The following is a 21,178-nucleotide window of genomic DNA, read 5'->3' as shown; positions in this document are numbered from 1 at the left end:
AAGCAATTAAAAACATAATATTATAGACCTAATGTCCTAATTTTCCCTTATCTCGGCATGACCCCTTAAAAAGCCACGCGCTTTTACCATCGCCCCCGATGGCGGCTGGTCTGCATCGGCCGGCGGTCACGAACCACTGCAAACTGCTTTGGATGAATGTGCAAAAGCCCATCGAGACTGTCGACCTTATGCGGTCGACGATGAGGTCGTATGGTCGAAAAGGTAACTGAAAAAGGCGCCAGTTCCGATGATCATTGTGTGATTTAGTCGTTTCCAACCTGCTCTGATAACGCGTTCCATCGTGCGATGATCGCCACCGAGGCCAGCTCTGCCGATTGTCCTCCTGACAAGAATGTAACGCCCTGGACAGCGGCGGGAACGGTTCGCCGCAGACAGCTCACGGTTGCATCGGCCACTGCGGCCAGCGTTGTCGGCGTGGAGCATCCCAAGCCGGGAAGCACCATATTCGGTTTCAAGATCATCCCCTCGAGCAGCACCCGTTGGGCGTGCAGCTGTTTGAAAACAATGCGCAGAACCACCTCCGTTACTTCGGCGCACCGTTGCAGGGTATGTTCACCGTCCATCAGCACTTCCGGCTCGACGATGGGCACCAGCCCCTCCTCTTGGCACAACGCGGCATAACGGGCCAGCGCCTGGGCGTTGGCCTCGATGCAACCGCTGCTGGGAATGCCGCTCCCCACGGTGATGACCGCACGCCACTTGGCAAACCGGGCGCCCATTTGAAAGTATTCCTTGAGCCGGTTGCGCAGCCCGTCCAGGCCCTCGGTGATTTTTTCTCCTGGATGAGCGGCCAGATCCGTTGCCCCCATGTCCACTTTGATGCCTGGAATAACACCCGCGGCGCCCAGGGCGTCACTGAATGAGACGCCTTGTTAATAGAGGATTTCCGGCGGCTGGCCACAGTGTAGAAGATGGCCGAAGCGCCAGATTCACCAAAGAGCTGCCCCAGCCCTGGACACCCGTTAATACTCAGGATAAAAAACATCAAGTCCGTTTTGTTCTATGCCCATGCATTGACAGCCATTTGATATCACGCTCTACTTCGGCTTACATAAAGCTATATCCATATAAGGAAATGAACGCATGCGCAAGGACGCCGAAGCAATCGAGCTTGCCCGCTCTCAAAAGCGCCGTTAATTCGCATTCAACTCTTTGATTTTATTGTGCGCGCATCATGATTTTGGTGCGCTCTAAACTGGGTCGATTCGAATAAATAGGGGCGCCTTATCGTGGAGAACTACAAAGAAAAGCATAACCTTTCCTCCCTGCCTTTCTGGGTACTCTCCGCGAGACAACTCTGTGACCTGGAGCTTCTGGCTAACGAGGCCTTTTCGCCGCTGACGGGTTTTCTCGGTTTAGAGGATTATCTCAGCGTCGTCCACCACATGCGACTGAGCTCGGGTGCCCTTTGGCCAATGCCGATCACCCTGGATATCCCGCAGACATTGGCTGATCAGTTGGTACCCGGGGGCGAGTTGGCGCTACGTGATCCGGAAGGCCTCACATTAGCCGTACTGGCCATTGAGTCAATCTACCAACCGGACCATCACATCGAGGCGTTGCGGGTTTTTGGCACCCAGGACAAGGGCCATCCCGGTGTGGCAGCCTTGTATCGGCAGCATGCTTTCAATGTCGGCGGGATCATCAAAAAAGTCGACTCGGTGACGCACTATGATTTTTCTGATTTGCGCTTGTCGCCCGCGCAAGTCAAACGCGAAATAGCCCGTCGTGGCTGGGACGCGGTCGTTGCCTTTCAAACACGTAATCCGATGCATTGTGCCCATGTCGAACTGACCCTTCGCGCCATGAAACAGGCCAATGCGGCCTTGTTGCTACAGCCCGTCGTGGGGCTGACCAAACCGGATGATATCGATTATTACACCCGTGTCAGGTGCTACAAACACGCCCTGAAGTCTTACCCCGCCGATGCCGTCCTGCTGTCATTGCTGCCGTTGGCCATGCGTATGGGCGGCCCCCGTGAGGCCGTTTGGCACGCCCTGATTCGCAAGAACTTTGGTGCCACGCACTTTATCGTTGGCCGTGATCACGCCGGTCCCGGCAACGATAAGCACGGCAACGCGTTCTACTCCCCCTATGCCGCCCAGGAAATGGCGTTGGCACATGCGCAGGAAATCGGCCTGCAGATCCTGGCCTTCGAGGAAATGTTGTATATCAAGGAGGAGCGACGTTACGCGCCGGCCTCAGAGGTGCCACCAGGTGCCGCCGTGCTGAGCCTGTCGGGAACCGCCGTCAGGGAAAAGCTGGTCAGCGGCGCGGAAATTCCCGAATGGTTCAGTACACCCGATATCGTCGCAGAACTGCGTCGTTCATATCGTCCGAAACAACAGCAAGGCTTTGTGCTCTTTTTTACCGGGCTGTCTGGCGCCGGCAAGTCAACGATTGCCAATGGCATCGCCGTGCGACTGCGGGAGGACGGGAGACGAACCGTGAGTTTGCTGGATGGCGACGTGGTCCGACATAGCCTCTGCAAGGGGCTCGGTTTTTCAAAAGAGGACCGCGAGGCCAATGTAGAGCGTATTGGTTTTGTGGCTATCGAGATCGCCAGGGCCGGCGGGATCGCAATCTGCGCGTGTATTGCACCCTACGCGAGTACGCGCCAGGTCTGTCGAGAGTTGGCCGGCACCCACAAGACGGCCTTTTTCGAAATATATATAGCGGCGGATCTGGAGATTTGTGAAAGACGTGACCGAAAGGGTTTGTATGCCAAAGCCAGGGCCGGGAAGCTACCGGGGATGACGGGTATTGATGCCCCCTATGAAGCACCGCTCTATCCCGACTTGCGAATTGACACCGCCTCCCTGAGTGCGGCCCAGGCGGTGGAGTTGATCATTGCCACCCTGGTCGAGCTGGACTATCTCCCCTCCTCTCTCCTTCATGAGCCCTGAACCACAACAGCCTTGTATACACCCATCCAAGTAGCCTGAGCCCGCTGTGTTTCCAAGGAGAACGACGTGAACGTGACCGACAAACCTGTGTCCACTGGCAATGCGCGCCCACGGCCCATCTTGATGATCCCGTTGCGTCGCTGCGGTAGTCATGCTCTGCGCCTACGCCTCAATCTCAATCCGCAGTTCTTTTCACCTTATCCGTTGCACATCGCTGACTATATGCCGATTGTTCCCCTGTACGGTGATATCGCCGATGACAACGCCTACTTTCGCATGGTGGTCGATGTTGTCGGTCTGCAGGCCGCCAGCATCGTCAAATGGCCCGGCAGCGCTTTCGATCCGATCGATATTTTCGAGCGGGTTCGCCACGAGCCACGAAGCGTGCATCGGATTACCTGGGAGTTGCTGTTATGCGCGGCGGAACAGCAGCACGCCCATGTGGCGATGGACAAGTCGCTCGACGATGTGCACTACGCCCATGAACTCATGCAGCTTTTCCCCAATATGCTGCTGCTCAATGTTGTCCGTGACCCCCGTGCGCAGGTCGCTTCAATGAATCGCGCGATCATTCATGACTTCGACACCTTGATCAATGCACAAACCTGGGTGGCGGCGCATCGAGCGGCGCAATCCTTGATCGAGCGTTACCCCGGGCGCGTATTGACCATACGCTATGAAGATTTCCTGCTCGATGAAGAATCGACGCTCAAGCAGATCTGCCATTTTTTCGGCATTGAATTTCTCGACAAAATGCTCGATATCTCCGAATCCCGGGAAGCAAGGCAGATTTCGAAAATGTCGGCGCTTTGGTCATCCAACAGCTCTTCGCCGATCACCACGAATATTGATAAATTCAAAGGGCAACTGAGCACCCAGGAGATCGAAGTTATCGAGACCCTGGCCAAGGAGTTCATGTTGCGATATGGCTATGAGCCCATGACCGAGGCCAATTTCGCCTTTGACACGCACATGTTGGTGGACGCCGCCGAGCGCTCGGGTGACGCCCGCAAATTTGCCTGGCAAGACTTGGAACAGAAGAATTTCCAAGACTACATTTTGCGCCAATACCGCGTGGACTACCTGGCCTCGGTGCGCAGTCGGCTTGAGCGAAGTCGATAACGCCAGGCGGATGGCGGAGTAGCCGGGCAAATCGGCATAATCCGCCTATCCCACCTCAAGCAAGAGAATTTCATGGCGAACCAAGACATTACCTTCCTTCCCGACCCCGACGCGGATTCCATCTCCTCCGATGTTGCCGGTTTCGGCGGCCTGCTGGTCTCCACCCAGATCCCTACCCGTGCCGACGGCAGCCTGGAACTGGGCGACATCACCCTGCAGAGCGAGTGCACGCTACAGGCGCTCAAAGTGGCACTGGAAAAAGCCAGCAGTTCCATGGACCGGGTTCTGCACCTGACCATCTACCTCACCGACATCGCCGATCGCCCCGCCTTCAACGAAGTCTATAAACGCTTCTTCGCCAAGCCCTGGCCGGTGCGCGCAGCCGTTGGCGTGGCGGCCCTGGCGGTCGAAGGCATGCGGGTGGAAGTCACCGCGATGGCCGCCAAGGGCTGAGTTCGCGGCTTTATCCGGCGGCCGCGCTCAGCGAGTGGTCGCCGACTGGCAGCATTCGGGTGTCGGTCAGGCGTTTCGCCGCTACAATGCACGCCTTGACCGTGAAGCCTGACTAAAAAAACATGTCCCTACCCAAGCATCACCTGGAATTGCTCAGCCCCGCCCGCGACGTAGCTATCGCCCGCGAGGCCATCCTGCATGGCGCTGATGCCGTGTATATCGGCGGCCCGAGCTTCGGCGCGCGCCACAACGCCTGCAACGAAGTGAGCGATATCGCCGGATTGGTGGAGTTCGCCCGTCGTTACCACGCCCGGGTGTTCACCACGATCAACACGATCCTGCACGACAACGAGCTGGAACCGGCCCGCAAGCTGATCCATCAGCTCTACGATGCCGGCGTCGACGCCTTGATCGTCCAGGACCTGGGCGTGATGGAGCTGGATATTCCGCCCATCGAGCTGCATGCCAGTACCCAGACCGATATCCGCACCCTGGCACGGGCGAAGTTCCTCGACCAGGCCGGCTTCTCGCAGCTGGTACTGGCCCGCGAGCTGAACCTGCAAGAGATCCGCGCCATCGCCGACGAGACCGATGCCGCAGTCGAGTTCTTCATTCACGGCGCGTTGTGCGTGGCGTTCTCCGGTCAATGCAATATCTCCCACGCGCAGAATGGCCGTAGCGCCAACCGTGGCGATTGCTCCCAGGCCTGTCGCCTGCCCTACACCCTGAAAGATGACCAGGGTCGTGTGGTTGCCTTTGAGAAACACCTGCTATCGATGAAGGACAACAACCAGAGCGCCAACATTCGCGCCCTGGTCGAAGCCGGCGTGCGCTCGTTCAAGATCGAGGGGCGCTACAAGGACATGGGCTATGTGAAAAACATCACCGCCTACTACCGCCAGCGCCTGGACGATGTACTCGAAGACCGTCCGGACCTGGCCCGCGCGTCCAGTGGTCGTACCGCGCATTTCTTCTTGCCCGATCCGGAGAAAACCTTCCATCGTGGCAGCACCGATTACTTTGTCAGTGATCGCAAGATCGACATTGGTGCCTTCGACACGCCAACGTTCACCGGCCTGCCGGTGGGCGTGGTGGAGAAGGTCGGCAAGCGCGATATGCAGGTGGTGACCCATGAGCCGCTGTCCAACGGCGACGGCCTCAATGTGCAGGTCAAGCGCGAGGTAGTGGGCTTCCGCGCCAACATCGCCGAACCCAAGGGCGAATTCGAAGAAGATGGCGAGAAGCGCTATCGCTATCGCGTCGAACCCAACGAGATGCCGGCCGGGCTGCACAACCTGCGGCCGAACCATCCGCTGAGCCGTAACCTGGACCACAACTGGCAGCAAGCCCTGCTCAAGACCTCCGCCGAACGCCGGATCAGCCTTTCGTGGGAGGCTCGTCTGCGCGAAGAACGCCTGGAACTGACCGCCACCAGCGAAGAAGGCGTCAGCGCCAGCGTTGCCCTGGACGGTCCATTCGGTCTGGCCAACAAACCGGAACAGGCCCTGGAACAACTGCAGGACCTGCTCGGTCAACTGGGCACCACCCAGTACCACGCCACGGATATCAAGCTGGATGCGCCACAGGCGTATTTCATTCCTAATTCGCAGCTCAAGACCTTGCGCCGTGAAGTGATCGAAGCGCTGACCGTGGCCCGCATTGCCGCGCACCCACGGGGCAGCCGCAAGGCCGAGACCACGCCGCCACCGGTGTACCCTGAGTCGCATCTGTCGTTCCTGGCCAACGTCTACAACCAGAAGGCCCGCGACTTCTATCACCGTCACGGCGTCAAGCTGATCGACGCAGCCTTCGAGGCGCACGAGGAGACCGGTGAAGTGCCGGTGATGATCACCAAGCACTGCCTGCGCTTCTCCTTCAACCTCTGCCCCAAGCAGGCCAAGGGTGTGACGGGCGTGCGCACCAAGGTCGCGCCGATGCAGCTGATCCACGGTGACGAAGTGCTGACGCTGAAGTTCGACTGCAAGCCTTGCGAGATGCATGTGGTCGGCAAGATCAAGGGGCATATCCTTGACCTGCCGCTACCAGGCAGCGGCGTGCAGCAAGTCGTTGGGCATATCAGTCCTGAAGATCTGCTCAAGACGATTCATCGGGCGCCGCACTGAGAGTATGAGGGGCTGACAAAAGGACGGGGAGCTAAAGCTCCCCGTTTTCAGGCGTCTGAGTCATGCGGTACAACATCTGTTCGAGGGCGCTCCTGAATACACCCTCATGCGCCTCTCAAACCTACGCAACACCAGGAAATGTCCGACTATCTATCCTGGCAGGTTTAGTCGAGTCTATGGACTGGATCGCTGTTGTTCACAGCACACGGCCAGGAAGGCTATGTTGATGATGGCTACAAGCCCTTGGGACAGCCGTCATGAGATGTCTCCGGTCACTTGTCAATTGCAGGAGGCATGATGAAACTATCGCTTACCTTATACGATGCACTGACAGCTGCCACCATTCCGGCAAACAAGGCCAAGGCAGTTGTAGATGCCTGGGAGGCCGATGTGGAAAATCTCGTGTCAAAATCTGACTTGCAACAAACCGAGACACACCTCAAAGCCTCCATCTCGGAGCTGGGGTCAGCCATCAGGGAGCAAGGCGTCGAATTGCGCGCACTGATCAAGGAACAGGGCGCCGAACTGCGCTCTTCCATTTCGGGGCTGGAGTCGCAGAACAAAATCCTGCGCTGGCAGTTCGGCCTGATTTTTATTTGTGTCGCGGTACCGCTGCTGAAAATGGGGCTTGAGTTACTGGCCAGGTCATCCTGACCACCCACTATACAAATATCGCTCCGGCAACGTCGGCTGTTGTGAATGCCAGTCTTTCACCGGCGGTCCAGTTGACCGACGCCCCCGCGGTATTGTTGCGAATGGCGGTCACCGCGGCCTGTTGTGCTGCGGGTGTATTGCCCCAGACCGCGAGGGTGGCAGGCTCTGCCGGCAGTGCGGGTTGGTTCCGTGCTGATCGGCGTCCAGCAGCAGCCGCGAACGCTGCCAAAGCCAACTGTCTGGTAAGCCGCATGGGCATTCCTCACCCAGTGATTGACCATCATGAGCTTCCAGCGGTTTCTGTTTCCCCTGGTCAATATCATGCCCTTCAGCATGTGCCAGAGCCTGGCCAACCCCATGGCGGCGTCACCCCAGGCCGCCTACCGGCAGTTGAAGGTTATTTCCGACTATCTGAAACGGGTCGAGCCCCACAGCCCGGTGCCCTACCTGATCAACCGTGCGGTGGATTGGGGGGATATGGAGCTGCCGGAGCTGCTTGGCGAGTTGATCAAGGCCGACCCCGATATCCAACGGATCTGGCGACTGCTCGGGGTCTTGCCTTGAATGCGGCGTCTACCTTCAGTGCATGTCGCCGTGATCGGCCATGCTGTTCAGTGCGCGGGCGCGGGCCTTGACTTCAATGGATTCCTTGACGCCCTTGGCGTTTTCCACCACCAGGGTCAGCGGCACTTCGTCGCCCTCCTTCACCTGCCCCACCAAGTCGATCAGCATCACGTGATACCCCTCAGGCTCGATGGCCACGGTCTTGCCCGCCGGCAACGGCACGAACGCCACCGGCTGCATGCTCATCACGTCATTGTCCATCTTCGACTGGTGGATCTGCACGATCTTGGCCGCCGGCGATTTCGCCTCCAGCAGCTTGGCGTTGTCACTTGAGGTGATCCGCATAAAGGCCCCGGTCGAAGGCTGACCGGATACGGTGGCGCGGACCCAGGCGTCATCCACGCGGGTTTGTGCAAAGGCCGGGACACTCAGCAACGCGAGCAGGGACAACATCAGGACGTTCAAGGGTTTCATGGCCGCAACCTTATAAATTCGAGTATTCATCAGCAGACTTCCATCACCGTGAGCAAGTCTTCGGCGCACTGTTTGGCCGACAGCGATGGCGACAGCCCCAGGCGCAGTACGCCCCGTGTGTCATAGACAAAACTGGTCGCCGAATGGGACAGCGTGTAGGTCGAACCGCTGGGGATCTTTTCGTAGAACACCTTGAATTCCTTGGCGGTGGCCGCGGTTTCTTCCAGGGTGCCGTAGAGCGCGACAAAGCTCGGGTCGAAAGCCTTTACATAGGCATCGAGGACCTTGGGCGTATCGCGTTCCGGGTCCAAAGTGATGAAGATCACCTGCAATCGATCGCCGTCCACCCCCATCAGCTTCTTGGCCTGTACCGCCCTGGCCAGCGCGGTCGGGCAGACGGCCGGGCACTGGGTGAAGCCGAAAAACACCATCGGCATCATGCCGCGGTAACTGGACAGCGTTTTGACGTTGCCCGCGGTGTCCTTCAGCTTGAAGGTCCGCCCGAGGATCTCGTTGCTCAGGTCCTTGCCGTATTTGTACGACAAGCCGTTGGAGCTGTCGCAGCCGGTCAGCGCGCCGAGGCCGAGCAGGCAAAGGCCGGCAACGACCTGGCGGCGAGTCAGCAATTCATTCATGTTCTGTAGTCCTTCGTATGGAGCGATGTCGCGGCCTGGCGTTGCCGTATAAATGCATGACGCACATCAGGGCGTCGGGTTTATCGGCAGCAGGTCGTTTCGACAATGATCGGTGCGGCGGATCAGACGCTGGCCTGAGGCGGTGCACGAGAACGGGCCCCCGGAAAAACCGGGGCCGAGGCTTGCTCGGGGATGAAGTGGTTGTGGGCAAAGCTGATCGGGACCAGTGCCAGGCGAGGTGCCAGGGCATGGGAGTCGCTCAGGGCCGGGTGTTGGAACAGCAGCGAGCAATAACCGCACTTTTCCCAGAGCATCGTCCCGTGATGATCCACAGGGACGGAGTCTTGCTGCGCCACCGGGTTCAGGCCGGGCACGGCGCCGCAGATATCCTCGATCGCCGGCCCGGCACTGTGGGCCAGGCTCAGCCCCTGCCCGATCAGCGGGCCGGCGAAGACCAGCAGCATGGCCAGCAAGCTGAGCCAGGCACCGGTGCGGCGGCGGCCGGACGGTCGAAGGGACGGGATGGGTTTCATGGGCGCAGAATGTAACACCGTCGCTGTGGCCGGTGGTGCGACAAAATGGCACATCGGGTGCCGCACCACGGGTTCAACGCTTACGCCAGCTTGACGTTCATGGTGATCCGCGCCGTGAACACCTGCACACCCTCCTCGTCACGAATGTCCACCACGACAATCTTGTCTCCCGCCGTCGACCAGTCGACCGCACTGCCATCGGCCACGGCACGTACGTCGGTCTTGGCCTTGGCCAGGTACTCTACGCTCATGCCCTTGGGAATCCAGCGCGCACCCTCGGGAATCGACACATCGGTCATCACCCCGGCTGCCAGCTCGGCGGCGTTGCACAGGGCAATGGCGTGGACAGTACCCAGGTGATTGGTGATTTCCCGACGAAACGGCACCAGCACCTGCGAATGCCCGGCGCGTAGCTCGCTGATCAACGGATTGATGGTGCTGAAGTACGGGGCCATCTGGCAAGCCATCTGACTGAATTTTTCCGGACCTGCACTGGTGAACATACTCAGGAACTGGCTCATCGGGTGTACCTCGGTGGGTGTCTTGTTCGATCAACAGAATAATATTCTGTAAAAGAACAATATTCTGTTAATGGAAAATCTGTCAAGCTCAGGCTTCTGTTTCATAAGATTGCTGCCTTGCCACCGGACTTCAGGTTGTTGCTTCCATGGAAAACCTCGATCTTCTCGAACGCTGTTACCCGGGCCGTCGGGCCGAACTGAAACGCGCGATCCTGGCGCAGGCCCTGTCCAGCTTTAACGAGCACGGGATCGAAGCCACGACCATCGAAACCATCCGCGCCGAATGCGATACCAGCGTGGGAGCGATCTATCACCACTTCGGCAACAAGGAGGGGCTGGTGGCGGCGCTGTTTTTCGCCGCACTGGAAGACCAGGCCGGTTTGCGTGAGCGTTATCTCTCGGCTGCCGAGACATTGCAGGACGGTGTGCGGGCGTTGGTGTACAGCTATGTCGATTGGGTCGACGCGCAACCGCAATGGGCACGATTCCAGTTCCAGGCGCGTTTTGTCGTGGCCCAGGGGCCCCATGCCACGGAGCTGGCCACCCGTAACAAGGCGCGTAACCGACAGTTGCGCGAATGGCTGGGCGAGCCGGCCCATGCCGACGGCCTCAAGAATGTTCCGGCCGAGCTGTTGCTGTCGTTGATTGTCGGGCAGGCGGAGAACTATTGCCGGGCCTGGTTATCCGGGCGGGTCCAGAGTCGCCCCGCGACTTTCCGGAACGAGTTGGCCGAAGCGGCCTGGCGCTCGCTGCAGATCTAGTCTTTCAAAGACTGATGCAGAACCTTTGGGAGCGGAGCTTGCCCGCGAAGCTTTTAGCGACCTCACGGTCGTCTTCGCGGGCAAGCTCCGCTCCCACAAAGTGGCGGAAGGCAGCCGGAGTCGAACCTGCCCGGGAACGGATGCCGTCCCCAACCGGGTTTGAAGCCCGGCCGCGCCACCGGGCGCGATTGCCTTCCTTGAAATCTGTACGCCTGGACGAGGCCTTGGGCACGCTGCAAACCTGTAGGCGCCTGGCTTGCCAGCGAAGAGGCCCTTGAGAGCGCTAAAAGCTTCGCTGGCAAGCCAGGCGCCTACAGGTTTTGCGGCGCACTCCGGGCCAGTGCGTTGTCAGCACGAATAAAGCGCAAGTTGCCGACACGCCGGGTCAGGCCGATCCGATCGAAAAACTCCAATATCTGAATGCAGCGTTTACGTCCCAGACCCAGCCGATCACGAAAGGCGATCACCTGTACCGTCGGATTATCCGCCGCCAATTGCACCAGCATAGCCGCCAATTGCCGGACCGCCGCCTCCGTGTAAAAACGATCGTGCACCACCTGGTACACCTGCCCCAGCCTCGCCAGCTTGCGCAGCAGCAAGCGTACGGCGTTTTCATCCTGCCCGGTCGACAGTGCCAGGGCGCGTACCCACGGAGGATCGATTGCGCCCTGGTCCAGCAGCGGTTGCAGCTGTTGCCACAAGCTCTCGTCGTCTGCGCTCAGGCGCACCTGATGATCGGGCAAATGCAACCAGGGGCCGCTTGCTGCAATCGCTGCGTCGTCGAGCAGCGAGTCCAGCAGGCTGATAAATGCCGGTCGTTGCAGCGCCAAGGCAGCGAAACGCCGCAGGCGATCGCGGTCCGGCCCCAGTTGATCGGGCTCCAGGCTGTGAAAGCGTGCCAGTTGCGCGAGCAAGGCGTCCTTCTGGGCCTGCCAACCTGTGCTGCTGAACAACAACGAGCCTTGGCGCGTGGCGATCACGCTGATATCGGCGGGCAGCGTCCAGCTGTTGCGCGGACGATTGAACTGACGCTCCAGGCGTTGTGGATCAAGGCCTCCGGTGCTGCCGGCGAGTAATGTCGGCAATACCGTCTCCAGGCTTTGGGCCTGCGCCAAGGCCCGCAACTGCGCCAGACGCTCGGGGCTGCGGCGTTGACGGGTTGGCGCAAAGGGATCCAGCACCCGGCCACCACCGAGGGTCCGTTGTGCGCTTTGATCGCGCAACACCAGACGGTCACCGTGCACGGCCTGCAAGGGTGCATGGGTCAGCAACTGGGCAAAGGCTCGGCCTCCCGGCGCCAACTGTGTGGTATCCAGCAAAGCCACCCGGCCCAGTACATCCTGGGTGCCCAAGTGAATGTGCACCGAACTGAAGTGTTCGAACCGGCGGTTTTCACTGGCGAGCAGTCGCAGTTCGATATCCAGCCGCTGGGTCGGGGCATGCAGCCACTCGGACAGCAGCCAGTGACCGCGATGAATCTGCTCGAGCGCCAGGCGCTCGGCACTCAAGTTCAAAGCGACCCGCTGCCCGGCGAACGCCTTGCTTGCCGCCTGATTCTGCGCGTGCAGACCACGGACCCGCACCGCTTTGCCGGTAGGTCCAAGGGCCAGGACATCACCGGCTCCAACGTGACCGGACAAAGCCGTGCCGGTGACCACGATACCGCTGCCCGGTACATTGAAGGCACGGTCGATCGCCAGGCGAAAGCCGCCCTCATCACTGCGTCGCCGGACCTCGCCCTGGGCTTCGAGCAACGCCTGACGCAAGGTCTCGATACCCTCGCCGGTGACACTGGAAACCTCGATAAAGGGTGCCCGGGCATAAGGGCCGGACGCCAGCAATGCCTGGATCTCGGTGCGCACCTGGGCCCTGCGCGCAGGCTCCACCCGGTCGCACTTGCTGATCGCCACCAATGCCCGGGGAATGCCCAGCAGCTCGACAATCGCCAGGTGCTCGCGGGTCTGGGGCATCACCCCGTCATCGGCGGCCACCACCAGCAACACCAGGTCGATCCCCTGGGCGCCGGCCAGCATGTTATGGATAAATCGCTCATGGCCGGGCACATCGATAAAACCGGTCAGCGCGCAGCCGGGCTCCAGCGAGGCATAGAGGTAACCCAGATCGATGGTGATGCCGCGTTCGCGCTCCTCGCGGCGCTTGTCGCCGGCCTGACCGGTCAGCGCCTGGAGTAGGCTCGTCTTGCCATGGTCGATATGCCCCGCCGTGCCGACGATCACCTCGTCCGACTCCCCTGCGGCCCGCTTTTTGTAGGAGCAAGCTTGCTCGCGATGAACGATAACGCGGTCCCGAAGTTCAACCCCGCAAGCTGCGCCACCCAGACCGCCTCGTCATCCAACTGACGCAGATCCAGCCACAAGGCATCATCATCGATGCGCCCCAACACCGGAATCGGCAACCCCCGCAACGCCGCCTCCAGCCCATGCAAACTGCGTCCGCGCAGGCGCTTCGAGGTATTCGCCCGCAGGCACAAGGCCGCGCTGGGCAGCCGCGCCACCGGTTGGCTACCGCTGCCGATCATGCCCAGCGCCGGCATCGCCGAGACGCTCCAGCCCTCCCCCAAGACGTCGGCCAACAACGGGCGCAGACGCTCGGCCTGGGCAAGGATCTCCGCCTGGGGTCGGGTCAGCAGGCGCAAGCTGGGCAACCGCTCAGCCAATCGGTCCGGGTTACGGTACAACCCCAGCACCGCCTCCAGCGCGGCGAGGGTCAGCTTGTCGACCCGCAACGCCCGTTTCAACGGGTTCTTCTTGATCTTCGCGATTAACTCCTTGCGCCCGACAATCAACCCGGCCTGGGGCCCACCGAGCAATTTGTCGCCGCTGAAGGTGACAATATCGGCGCCGTCTTCCAGCGCCTGGCGCACCGTGGGTTCGGCGGGCAGGCCCCAGCGTGTGAGGTCAAGCAGGCTGCCGCTACCCAGGTCTTCCAGCAACGGCAAGCCATGGCGATGGGCAATCTCTGCCAACCGGGCGGTGGGCACCTGGGCAGTAAAGCCCTGGATGTTGTAGTTGCTGGCGTGCACCCGCATCAACAGGCCGCTACATGGGCTGATGGCGGTTTCGTAGTCTCGGGCATGGGTGCGATTGGTGGTGCCCACCTCATGCAGGCGGACACCGGCGCGGGCCATGATATCGGGGATGCGAAAGGCCCCGCCGATCTCGATCAACTCGCCCCGGGAGATGATGCCTTCCTTGCGTTGCCCGAGGCTGTTGAGGGCCAGCAGCACGGCGGCGGCATTGTTGTTGACCACGGTAACGGCTTCGGCGCCGGTCAGTTCGCGAATCAGGCCTTCGATCAGGTCGTCACGGTCGCCACGCTTGCCGCTGTGCAGGTCGAATTCGAGATTGAGCGGGTAACGGGCGGCGATTTGCATGGCGTCTATGGCTTCTTCGGGCAGCAGCGCCCGGCCGAGGTTGGTGTGCAGCACCGTGCCGGTCAGGTTGAACACCCGTTGCACACGGCTGCGGTGCTGGTTGAACAGACGTTCGCCAGCTCGGCCCGCCAGAACGGGCGGGGTCAGTTCGTTGGCCGTGAGCTGGCCCGAACAGACCGGTTCACGCAGTTCATCGAGCAACTGCCGCAAGGTTGTCAGCAAGGCATCCCGACCGTAACGCTCGGCCAGGGGTTGGCAGGCTGGGTCGCGCAGCAGGCTATCGATGGAGGGCAGACGTGGCGGGACAGCGGCAAGGCTCGTGGACATCAGCGGTTTCCTGAAGGCGCGATGCGGAAACCTGAGTGTAGACGCCGCGTCTCGTTCCCACAGAGGACGATGATTCAATCGCCCCCTGGCGCCAGCAACAGGTTCGGGGCCTGACGCAGGTAACCCTCCTGGTCGAGACGAATATCCAGCGCCAGGCTGGTGATATCAGCTGACAGCGCCTCGGCCTCGGCATCTTCTTCCAGATAGAGCAGCTTGAGATAGCTGTTACAGCCCGGGCAGATTTCCGCCCGTAACGGCGCATGACCGGCACCATGGCCGTCATCCCCCAGGCTCAGGTACTTGAGCCCCTTGCTCTGTTCGCAGTAGATGCATTTGACCCGTACCACATGCCACTCGCAGGCGCACAGTGAACACACCAGGTAACGCAGGCCATTGAACTTGCCCCGGTGGCGGATCACCCCGGCCATGGCCGGCGAACCGCAGGCCGGGCATTGGCTCAGGCTGTCGCCGGGTTTCAAGGCCAGGTTCGGCACGCTCAGCAGCCAATAGCTCCAGGCCGCCTGCAAGGCCGCACCAAGAAATGGCACCAGTGCTGCCGGCAACCCGGCATATTGACCTCCCAACAAGGCCAGCGCCCACACTTTGCGTTGTCCGGCCCGGCTATCCTGCAAGGTGCTGATGGCCTGCCGTACGGCTGGAGCTGTGGTCACATAACCCGACAGCAACGCATCCAGCCAAGGCAGCCAAAGATCCTCGCGCACCAGACTGTCAGCAGCCAACGGTGGCAGACCGTGCTCCAGGCACAATCGCTGGCGCTCAGGATCGGGAAGCGCGGTGCTTGGCGGTTGATCCAGCAGGTGCTGCTGCACCCGACAAAGCCCGGCCACCAGGCCGATATATTCGGCCAGCGGATGCCCGACCGCCAACTGCTCCAGCCGCGCTGCGCGCAGGGCGAACAGCGTCGGCGGCGGCAGATGCAGAAACGGCGGCGAACTGGCCGAAGCCTCGATCTGTCCAGGTTCCAATATCGTGCTCAAGCGCTTATCCCTTTTTCCGTGGCTCGGCGGTCGAGGCTTCGTTCCGGGTCACCTCGCGGTACCACAACTCATGGTGTTTGCGTGCCCAGGCACGGCTGACCCAGCCATGCAGCATGGCCCCGACCGAGCCCTTGATCCAGATACCGGCATAAATATGCACGATGATGCTCAACACCAGTACGAACGCCGCCAGGGCATGGAGCAACACCGCCAGGCGAATGCTGCCGATGCCGAAGTACTGGCTGAAATACGCCCGCCAGATCACCACGCCGCTGAACAGCAGGACCAGCATGCAGGCCAGCAGCGTCCAGAACAGCAGTTTCTGCCCGGGGTTGTACTTGCCGATCGGCGGTACGCCCTCCTCCTCGTTACGGATCACCCGATCAACCCGTTTGAGCCACAAGCGGTCGTTGGCGATAAAGAAGTTGGCCCGCCAGAAGCGGATCACCAATCCGAGGAACAGCACGAACATCAGCAGGCCCATGAACGGATGCAGGATACGGGTCCAGGGACCGCCGCCGAACAGTTGGCTGAGCCAGAACAACGACGGGTGAAACAGCGCCAGCCCGGACAGGCCGGCCATAAAGAACAGGATCGCCACCAACCAGTGATTGGTGCGCTGGTTGGCGGTATAACGCAGGATCGGCTTGTCGCTCATGGCCGTGGCTCCTCACCGGTTTTCGGATCAAAGACATGCACGCTCGGATCGACCTGATGGACGCTGCTGTCCGGGGGCGCCGGATGCTCGTCCTCCTCCACCCGTTGCGGGCCGATGCGCACGTAGTGGAAAAAGCCCGCCAGCACCGCCGCGCCCATCGCCAGCAGGCCCAGGGGTTTGCTGATGCCCTTCCACAATTCGACGAAGGGGCTGATGCTCGGCTGGTTCGGCAGGCCGGCGTACAGCGACGGCTGGTCGGCGTGGTGCAGCACGTACATCACATGGGTGCCGCCGACCCCGGCCGGGTCGTACAAGCCGGCCTGGTCGAAGCCGCGGGACTTGAGGTCGACAATGCGTTCGGCGGCGTGCTCCTTCATGTCCTCCTTGCTGCCAAAGACAATCGCCCCGGTCGGGCAGGTTTTCACACAGGCCGGCTCCAGCCCCACCGCCACCCGGTCCGAACACAGCGTGCACTTGTAGGCCTTGTGGTCCTTCTGCGAGATGCGCGGTATGTCGAAGGGGCAACCGGTGATGCAGTAACCGCAACCGATGCAATGGTCCTGGTTGAAATCGACGATGCCATTGGCGTGCTTGATGATCGCCCCCGGGCTGGGGCAGGCCTTCAGGCAGCCGGGGTCGGCGCAGTGCATGCAACCGTCCTTGCGGATCAGCCACTCCAGGTTGCCGGCGGCATTTTCATGCTCGGTGAAGCGCATCAGGGTCCAGCTTTCGGCACTCAGGTCCTGGGGGTTGTCGTAGGTGCCATGGTTATGGCCGACCTCGTCGCGCAGCTCGTTCCATTCCGAACACGCCACCTGGCAGGCCTTGCAGCCGATGCACTTGGTGGTGTCGATCAGTTTGGCGACTTCTTCCTGCTGGCGCACGGAGGGCGGCAAGGTGGTGGTCGCCGAACGGGCAATGATGTCTTGGCTGGCCATCAGATTTTCTCCACGTTGACCAGGAATGACTTGGATTCCGGGGTCTGTGAATTACCATCGCCGAGGAACGGCACCAGGGTGTTGGTCAGGTAGCCATGCCGCGCCACCCCGGTGAATCCCCAGTGCAACGGGATGCCGATGTGGTGCACGACCTGGTTGTTGACCTGCAGCGGCCGAATCCGTTTGGTCACCACCGCCACCGCCTCGATATGCCCGCGCTTGGAGCTGACCCGCACCCGGTCGCCGGCGGCGATGCCCTTCTCCTTGGCCAGGAGCTCGCCGATCTCGACGAACTGCTCGGGCTGGGCAATGGCGTTGAGCTTGCAGTGCTTGCTCCAGAAGTGGAAATGTTCGGTCAGCCGGTAAGTGGTCGCGGCATAGGGGAAATCCTTCGCCACGCCCAGACTGTCCCAGACCGAATCGAAGATCCGGGCCGCCGGGTTGCTGGTGACCTTCTTGTTGTCCGGGTGCAGCGGGTTGATGCCGATGGGGGTTTCGAACGGCTCGTAATGCTCCGGGAACGGCCCTTCGGCCATCTTGTCCACGGCAAAGAACCGCGCCACGCCCTCGGGGTTCATGATGAACGGGTTCATCCCGGCTTCCGGCGGTACATCGGGTTTGTAGTCGGGCACGTCGGTGCCGCCCCAGGCCTTGCCGTTCCACCACACCAGGCGTTTTTCCGGCGACCAGGGCTTGCCCTGGGTGTCGGCGGACGCACGGTTGTAGAGAATGCGCCGGTTCATCGGCCAGGCCCAGGCCCAACCCAGGTGCTGTTTCATGCCGTAGGGATCGCTGTTGTCGCGCCGGGCCATCTGGTTGCCCTGCTCGGTCCAGCTGCCGCAGAAAATCCAGCAGCCCGAAGCGGTGCTGCCGTCGTCCTTGAGCTGGGCGAATCCGGCCAGTTGCTGGCCGGCCTTCATGGCAGTCCCCGTGGCATCGGTGAAGTCCGCGCTGGCGTAACCGTTGATTTCTCGCGCCAGTTCCTCCGGTGACGGTTCATCAGCGATCTTGTACGGCCAGCTGAGCTTGAGGATCGGCTCGGGGAAAGCGCCGCCATCGGCCTGATAACGTTTGCGCAGACGCAGGAACAGTTCGCTCATGATCTTCACGTCGGTGCGGGTTTCCCCTGGCCCCTCGGCGCCTTTCCAGTGCCATTGCAGCCAGCGGCTGCTATTGGTCAGCGAGCCATCCTCCTCGGCGAAGCAGGTGGTCGGAAAGCGAATGACCTCGGTCTGGATATTGCCGGTGTCGACATCGTTGTAAGGTCCGGCGTTGCGCCAGAACTCCGAGGTTTCAGTGGACAGCGGATCCATCACCACCAGCCACTTGAGTTTGCCCAGCGCCGCGGTCACCCGGTTCTTGTCGGGCAGCGCGGCAATCGGGTTGAAGCCCTGGCAGATATAGCCGTTGACCAGCCCCTGGCCCATCCGGTCGAACATGCGCAGGATGTCGTAGCCGGGGTTGTCGAGCTTGGGCAGCCAGTCGTAGCCCCAGTGGTTTTCGGCGGTGGCATTGGCGCCATACCAGGCTTTCATCAGGCTGACATGGAACTTGCCGTAGTTCTGCCAGTAGGACAACTGGCCGGGACGCAAGGGTTTGAGGGCGCGCTTGGCGATATAGGTGTCGTAGTTCTGCTCGGCATCGGAAGCCAGGGTCAGGTAGCCGGGCAGCGAATTGGACAACAGCCCGAGGTCCGTCAGCCCCTGGATATTGGAGTGACCGCGCAAGGCATTGACCCCGCCGCCGGGCATGCCGACGTTACCCAGCAACAGCTGGACCATGGCCGCACTGCGGATGATCTGCGAGCCGATGGAGTGCTGGGTCCAACCCAGGGCATAGAGAATCGTCATGGTCTTGCCCGGTTGCGAGCAGGTGGCGATTTCGTCCCAGATCTTGCGCATGGCGTCCTGGGGCATGCCGCAGGTCTGGCTCGCCAGTTCCAGGCTGTAGCGGCTGTAGTGCTGTTTCATCAGTTGGTAGACGCAGCGCTCGTGTTGCAGGCTCGGGTCGATCTTGGCGAAACCGTCCTCGCCCAGCTCATACCCCCAGGAGGACTTGTCGGTATAGGTGCGGCTGGCCGCGTCGTAGCCGCTGAACAGCCCGTCCTCGAAGCCGAAGCCGGCTTTGACGATAAACGATACGTCGGTGTAGTTGCGCACATATTCGTGCTGGATCTTGTCCTCGGTCAGCAGGAAATTGATCAGCCCGCCCATAAAGGCGATATCGCTGCCGGTACGGATCGGCGCGTAATAGTCGGCCACCGAGGCGGTCCGGGTAAAACGCGGGTCGACCACGATCAGGCGTGCCTGGTTGTGGGCCTTGGCTTCGGTCACCCATTTGAAGCCGCACGGATGCGCTTCAGCGGCATTGCCACCCATTACCAGGATCAGATTCGCGTTGGCGATATCGGTCCAGGTGTTGGTCATGGCGCCACGGCCGTACGTCGGGGCAAGACTTGCCACCGTCGGGCCGTGTCAGACACGTGCCTGGTTGTCGAACCCCAGCATGCCGAGACTGCGAATGACCTTGTGGGTCAGGTAACCGGCTTCGTTGGACGCCGCCGAAGCGGCGAGAAATCCGGTGGTCAGCCAGCGGTTGACCGTCTGCCCCTGGGCGTTCTTCTCGATGAAGTTGGCGTCGCGGTCGGCCTTGATCAGGTCGCTGACGCGGTCCAGCGCCTCATCCCAGGAAACCCGGGTCCATTCCTGGCTGCCCGGCTTGCGTACCTGCGGGTACTTGAGGCGATCAGGGCTGTGGATGAAGTCCAGCAGGCCGGCGCCTTTGGGGCACAGGGTGCCGCGATTGACCGGATGGTCGGCATCGCCCTCGATATGGATGATGTCCTGGACCACGTTCTTCGCGGTATCACCCTGGCTGTACATGATCAGCCCGCAACCGACCGAGCAATACGGGCAGGTGTTGCGGGTTTCATGGGTATGGGTGAGTTTGAAGTGGCGCACTTGCTCGGCGAAGGCAGGCGTCGGGGCCATGCCCAACGCGGCCAGACTCGAGCCTCCAAGGCCGATGGCGGCGACCTTGAAGAACTGACGACGGTTGAGATCCATCGCGTACTCCCGATCAGGTGAAGGTCCCGGTCAGGTGCCGGGCTCTTTGAAACGATCACGGTGGCGGCACAATTGCCGTCAGTTTCACTCTAGCCATGATTGGCGATTGTGCGACGTGACCTGATCATCGGTATCGGCTCAAACATGGGCGCGCCAATACACGAGGGATCAATCCGCTATGGTTTGCCGGCCACCTTGGCCGTGACCGGCACGCCCTGCTGGCGAATCGAGCGCTGGGTCTGCAGCACGCGCTCCAGCGCCTGCTCGGCTTTGTGGTCCTGCATCGGCGCATGGATGGCCGCCGAGACCAGGCTGATCAGCTTGGCCATGACTTCGGCATCCGTGGCCGGGCGCCCCAGGCTCATGGCCTGCATCAGGAAACGCAGCTCGGTCCCGGCAATCACCCCGGAAATCGCCTTGAGGGCGAATTGCAGGCGCACCCCGACTTCATTGCGCGGCATATCCGGCAGCGCCAGGGCGAAGGCTTTGAAGAAACGCTCGAAAACCGGCTGGTAATGTTCCTTGAGGTACTCCTGGATAAAGGGTGAGGTATCGCTGTAGACCCGCCCCAGGAAACGAATGAAGGAGCGGCTTTCATCACCGTCGCCGCTGCGTTCCAGGCCCATGGCCGGGGCGAACAGAACCCCCAGCAGGGTCTCGCAGTCCAGCGGGCCGTCCGCCTGTTCCTCGCATTTGGCCAACAGTTCCAGGCGCTGCTCGTTGAGCGGCCCGAGGCGCTGCATGAGCAAGGCGGTCATCAGGGAATCCTTGTCCCCGAAGTGATAGTTCACCGCGGCCAGGTTGACCTGGGCGCGCTCCGTGATCTGGCGCAATAACACGGCGTCGTAGCCGTATTTGATAAACAGTGCCTCCGTGGCATCCAGTAGTCGGGTCTTGGTGACATTCGGGGCACTGAGTTTCTTTGCGACCATATGTGAGGAGCCTTTGCGGGGTGAAAATTTGACCGGATGAACAGTGTTTTAAAAATAAATTTGATTTTTTATACCCGTGAAAGCCTTTGAAAGCAAGCC

17 protein-coding genes, 1 tRNA gene and 2 pseudogenes are annotated in these 21,178 nt (G+C 61.0%); 7 read left to right on the top strand and 13 right to left on the bottom strand.

The window, feature by feature from the left end; all coding sequences use genetic code 11:
- Positions 1–263: 263 nt before the first annotated feature.
- Positions 264–881: pseudogene (locus tag M5B42_RS17430) on the bottom strand (class I fructose-bisphosphate aldolase); the annotation flags it as partial.
- Positions 882–1,250: 369 nt separating this feature from the next.
- Between M5B42_RS17430 and M5B42_RS17425 the strand changes: the two are divergent.
- From M5B42_RS17425 to M5B42_RS17400, 6 genes and pseudogenes are all read left to right on the top strand, one after another.
- A complete protein-coding gene (locus M5B42_RS17425) occupies positions 1,251–2,927 on the top strand; it encodes a bifunctional sulfate adenylyltransferase/adenylylsulfate kinase (RefSeq protein ID WP_248746539.1) in 1,677 nt (558 codons plus the stop codon).
- A 66-nt stretch (positions 2,928–2,993) separates the two neighbouring features.
- Positions 2,994–4,049 carry a sulfotransferase gene (locus M5B42_RS17420; protein WP_218171190.1) on the top strand — a complete coding sequence of 352 codons (1,056 nt, stop codon included), beginning with the start codon at positions 2,994–2,996 and terminating at the stop codon, positions 4,047–4,049.
- 72 nt (positions 4,050–4,121) lie between these two features.
- A complete protein-coding gene (locus M5B42_RS17415; protein ID WP_248746538.1) occupies positions 4,122–4,502 on the top strand; it encodes a RidA family protein in 381 nt (126 codons plus the stop codon).
- 122 nt (positions 4,503–4,624) lie between these two features.
- Positions 4,625–6,625 carry a U32 family peptidase gene (locus M5B42_RS17410; protein WP_248746537.1) on the top strand — a complete coding sequence of 667 codons (2,001 nt, stop codon included), beginning with the start codon at positions 4,625–4,627 and terminating at the stop codon, positions 6,623–6,625.
- Positions 6,626–6,922: 297 nt separating this feature from the next.
- Entirely contained in the window at positions 6,923–7,279 is a 357-nt protein-coding gene (locus M5B42_RS17405) for a DUF1640 domain-containing protein (protein WP_248746536.1), read from the top strand.
- Between the two features lie 372 nt (positions 7,280–7,651).
- A pseudogene (locus M5B42_RS17400) lies at positions 7,652–7,843 on the top strand (type VI secretion system protein TssA); the annotation flags it as partial.
- Between the two features lie 15 nt (positions 7,844–7,858).
- On the opposite strand, the gene M5B42_RS17395 reads toward M5B42_RS17400, so the two are convergent.
- The 4 genes from M5B42_RS17395 to M5B42_RS17380 form a co-directional block, all read right to left on the bottom strand.
- Positions 7,859–8,317: a copper chaperone PCu(A)C gene (locus M5B42_RS17395; RefSeq protein WP_248746535.1), complete on the bottom strand. Its 459-nt coding sequence runs from the start codon at positions 8,315–8,317 to the stop codon at positions 7,859–7,861.
- A 29-nt stretch (positions 8,318–8,346) separates the two neighbouring features.
- Positions 8,347–8,952: an SCO family protein gene (locus M5B42_RS17390; RefSeq protein WP_248746534.1), complete on the bottom strand. Its 606-nt coding sequence runs from the start codon at positions 8,950–8,952 to the stop codon at positions 8,347–8,349.
- 122 nt (positions 8,953–9,074) lie between these two features.
- Entirely contained in the window at positions 9,075–9,485 is a 411-nt protein-coding gene (locus M5B42_RS17385) for a DUF2946 domain-containing protein (RefSeq protein WP_248746533.1), read from the bottom strand.
- Between the two features lie 80 nt (positions 9,486–9,565).
- Positions 9,566–10,006 (bottom strand): hotdog fold domain-containing protein, encoded by a 441-nt coding sequence (locus M5B42_RS17380; protein ID WP_248746532.1) that lies wholly within the window; start codon positions 10,004–10,006, stop codon positions 9,566–9,568.
- 146 nt (positions 10,007–10,152) lie between these two features.
- Here M5B42_RS17380 and M5B42_RS17375 point away from each other — a divergent pair, with 146 nt between their 5' ends.
- A complete protein-coding gene (locus M5B42_RS17375) occupies positions 10,153–10,767 on the top strand; it encodes a TetR/AcrR family transcriptional regulator (RefSeq protein ID WP_248746531.1) in 615 nt (204 codons plus the stop codon).
- A 101-nt stretch (positions 10,768–10,868) separates the two neighbouring features.
- Here M5B42_RS17375 and M5B42_RS17370 read toward each other — a convergent pair.
- The 8 genes from M5B42_RS17370 to M5B42_RS17335 form a co-directional block, all read right to left on the bottom strand.
- Positions 10,869–10,964 (bottom strand) — tRNA-Sec (locus M5B42_RS17370).
- Between the two features lie 114 nt (positions 10,965–11,078).
- Positions 11,079–13,004 (bottom strand): selenocysteine-specific translation elongation factor, encoded by a 1,926-nt coding sequence (selB, locus tag M5B42_RS17365; RefSeq protein WP_248746530.1) that lies wholly within the window; start codon positions 13,002–13,004, stop codon positions 11,079–11,081.
- On the bottom strand, positions 13,001–14,488 hold the full coding sequence (selA, locus tag M5B42_RS17360) for an L-seryl-tRNA(Sec) selenium transferase (protein ID WP_248746529.1): 1,488 nt from the start codon (positions 14,486–14,488) through the stop codon (positions 13,001–13,003). Before selA ends, selB begins: the two co-directional genes overlap by 4 nt.
- A gap of 74 nt (positions 14,489–14,562) precedes the next feature.
- Positions 14,563–15,486, bottom strand: a complete 924-nt coding sequence (fdhE, locus tag M5B42_RS17355; RefSeq protein WP_248746528.1) for a formate dehydrogenase accessory protein FdhE — start codon at positions 15,484–15,486, stop codon at positions 14,563–14,565.
- Positions 15,487–15,490: 4 nt separating this feature from the next.
- Positions 15,491–16,144 (bottom strand): formate dehydrogenase subunit gamma, encoded by a 654-nt coding sequence (locus tag M5B42_RS17350; RefSeq protein WP_103494105.1) that lies wholly within the window; start codon positions 16,142–16,144, stop codon positions 15,491–15,493.
- On the bottom strand, positions 16,141–17,082 hold the full coding sequence (gene fdxH / locus M5B42_RS17345) for a formate dehydrogenase subunit beta (protein ID WP_103494104.1): 942 nt from the start codon (positions 17,080–17,082) through the stop codon (positions 16,141–16,143). The genes M5B42_RS17350 and fdxH overlap by 4 nt, the downstream gene beginning before the upstream one ends.
- Positions 17,082–20,147, bottom strand: coding sequence for a formate dehydrogenase-N subunit alpha (gene fdnG / locus M5B42_RS17340; RefSeq protein ID WP_248746527.1), 3,066 nt, complete (start codon positions 20,145–20,147; stop codon positions 17,082–17,084). Before fdnG ends, fdxH begins: the two co-directional genes overlap by 1 nt.
- A gap of 176 nt (positions 20,148–20,323) precedes the next feature.
- Positions 20,324–21,079: a TetR/AcrR family transcriptional regulator gene (locus M5B42_RS17335; protein WP_177098979.1), complete on the bottom strand. Its 756-nt coding sequence runs from the start codon at positions 21,077–21,079 to the stop codon at positions 20,324–20,326.
- Positions 21,080–21,178: the final 99 nt, after the last annotated feature.

The organism is Pseudomonas sp. MWU12-2037 (genome assembly GCF_023242345.1).
Lineage (GTDB): Bacteria > Pseudomonadota > Gammaproteobacteria > Pseudomonadales > Pseudomonadaceae > Aquipseudomonas > Aquipseudomonas gingeri_D.
This window is presented reverse-complemented; position numbering and strand designations above follow the sequence as displayed.

What these genes read in the sequence shown, in the direction of transcription:
- M5B42_RS17405 (WP_248746536.1), top strand. Translation starts at nt 6,923, where the DNA reads ATGAAACTATCGCTTACCTTATACGATGCACTGACAGCTGCCACCATT.
- M5B42_RS17380 (WP_248746532.1), bottom strand. Translation starts at nt 10,006, where the DNA reads ATGAGCCAGTTCCTGAGTATGTTCACCAGTGCAGGTCCGGAAAAATTC.
- M5B42_RS17410 (WP_248746537.1), top strand. Translation starts at nt 4,625, where the DNA reads ATGTCCCTACCCAAGCATCACCTGGAATTGCTCAGCCCCGCCCGCGAC.
- M5B42_RS17335 (WP_177098979.1), bottom strand. Translation starts at nt 21,079, where the DNA reads ATGGTCGCAAAGAAACTCAGTGCCCCGAATGTCACCAAGACCCGACTA.
- selA (WP_248746529.1), bottom strand. Translation starts at nt 14,488, where the DNA reads ATGTCCACGAGCCTTGCCGCTGTCCCGCCACGTCTGCCCTCCATCGAT.
- M5B42_RS17350 (WP_103494105.1), bottom strand. Translation starts at nt 16,144, where the DNA reads ATGAGCGACAAGCCGATCCTGCGTTATACCGCCAACCAGCGCACCAAT.
- fdxH (WP_103494104.1), bottom strand. Translation starts at nt 17,082, where the DNA reads ATGGCCAGCCAAGACATCATTGCCCGTTCGGCGACCACCACCTTGCCG.
- M5B42_RS17385 (WP_248746533.1), bottom strand. Translation starts at nt 9,485, where the DNA reads ATGAAACCCATCCCGTCCCTTCGACCGTCCGGCCGCCGCCGCACCGGT.
- M5B42_RS17375 (WP_248746531.1), top strand. Translation starts at nt 10,153, where the DNA reads ATGGAAAACCTCGATCTTCTCGAACGCTGTTACCCGGGCCGTCGGGCC.
- M5B42_RS17390 (WP_248746534.1), bottom strand. Translation starts at nt 8,952, where the DNA reads ATGAATGAATTGCTGACTCGCCGCCAGGTCGTTGCCGGCCTTTGCCTG.
- M5B42_RS17395 (WP_248746535.1), bottom strand. Translation starts at nt 8,317, where the DNA reads ATGAAACCCTTGAACGTCCTGATGTTGTCCCTGCTCGCGTTGCTGAGT.
- M5B42_RS17415 (WP_248746538.1), top strand. Translation starts at nt 4,122, where the DNA reads ATGGCGAACCAAGACATTACCTTCCTTCCCGACCCCGACGCGGATTCC.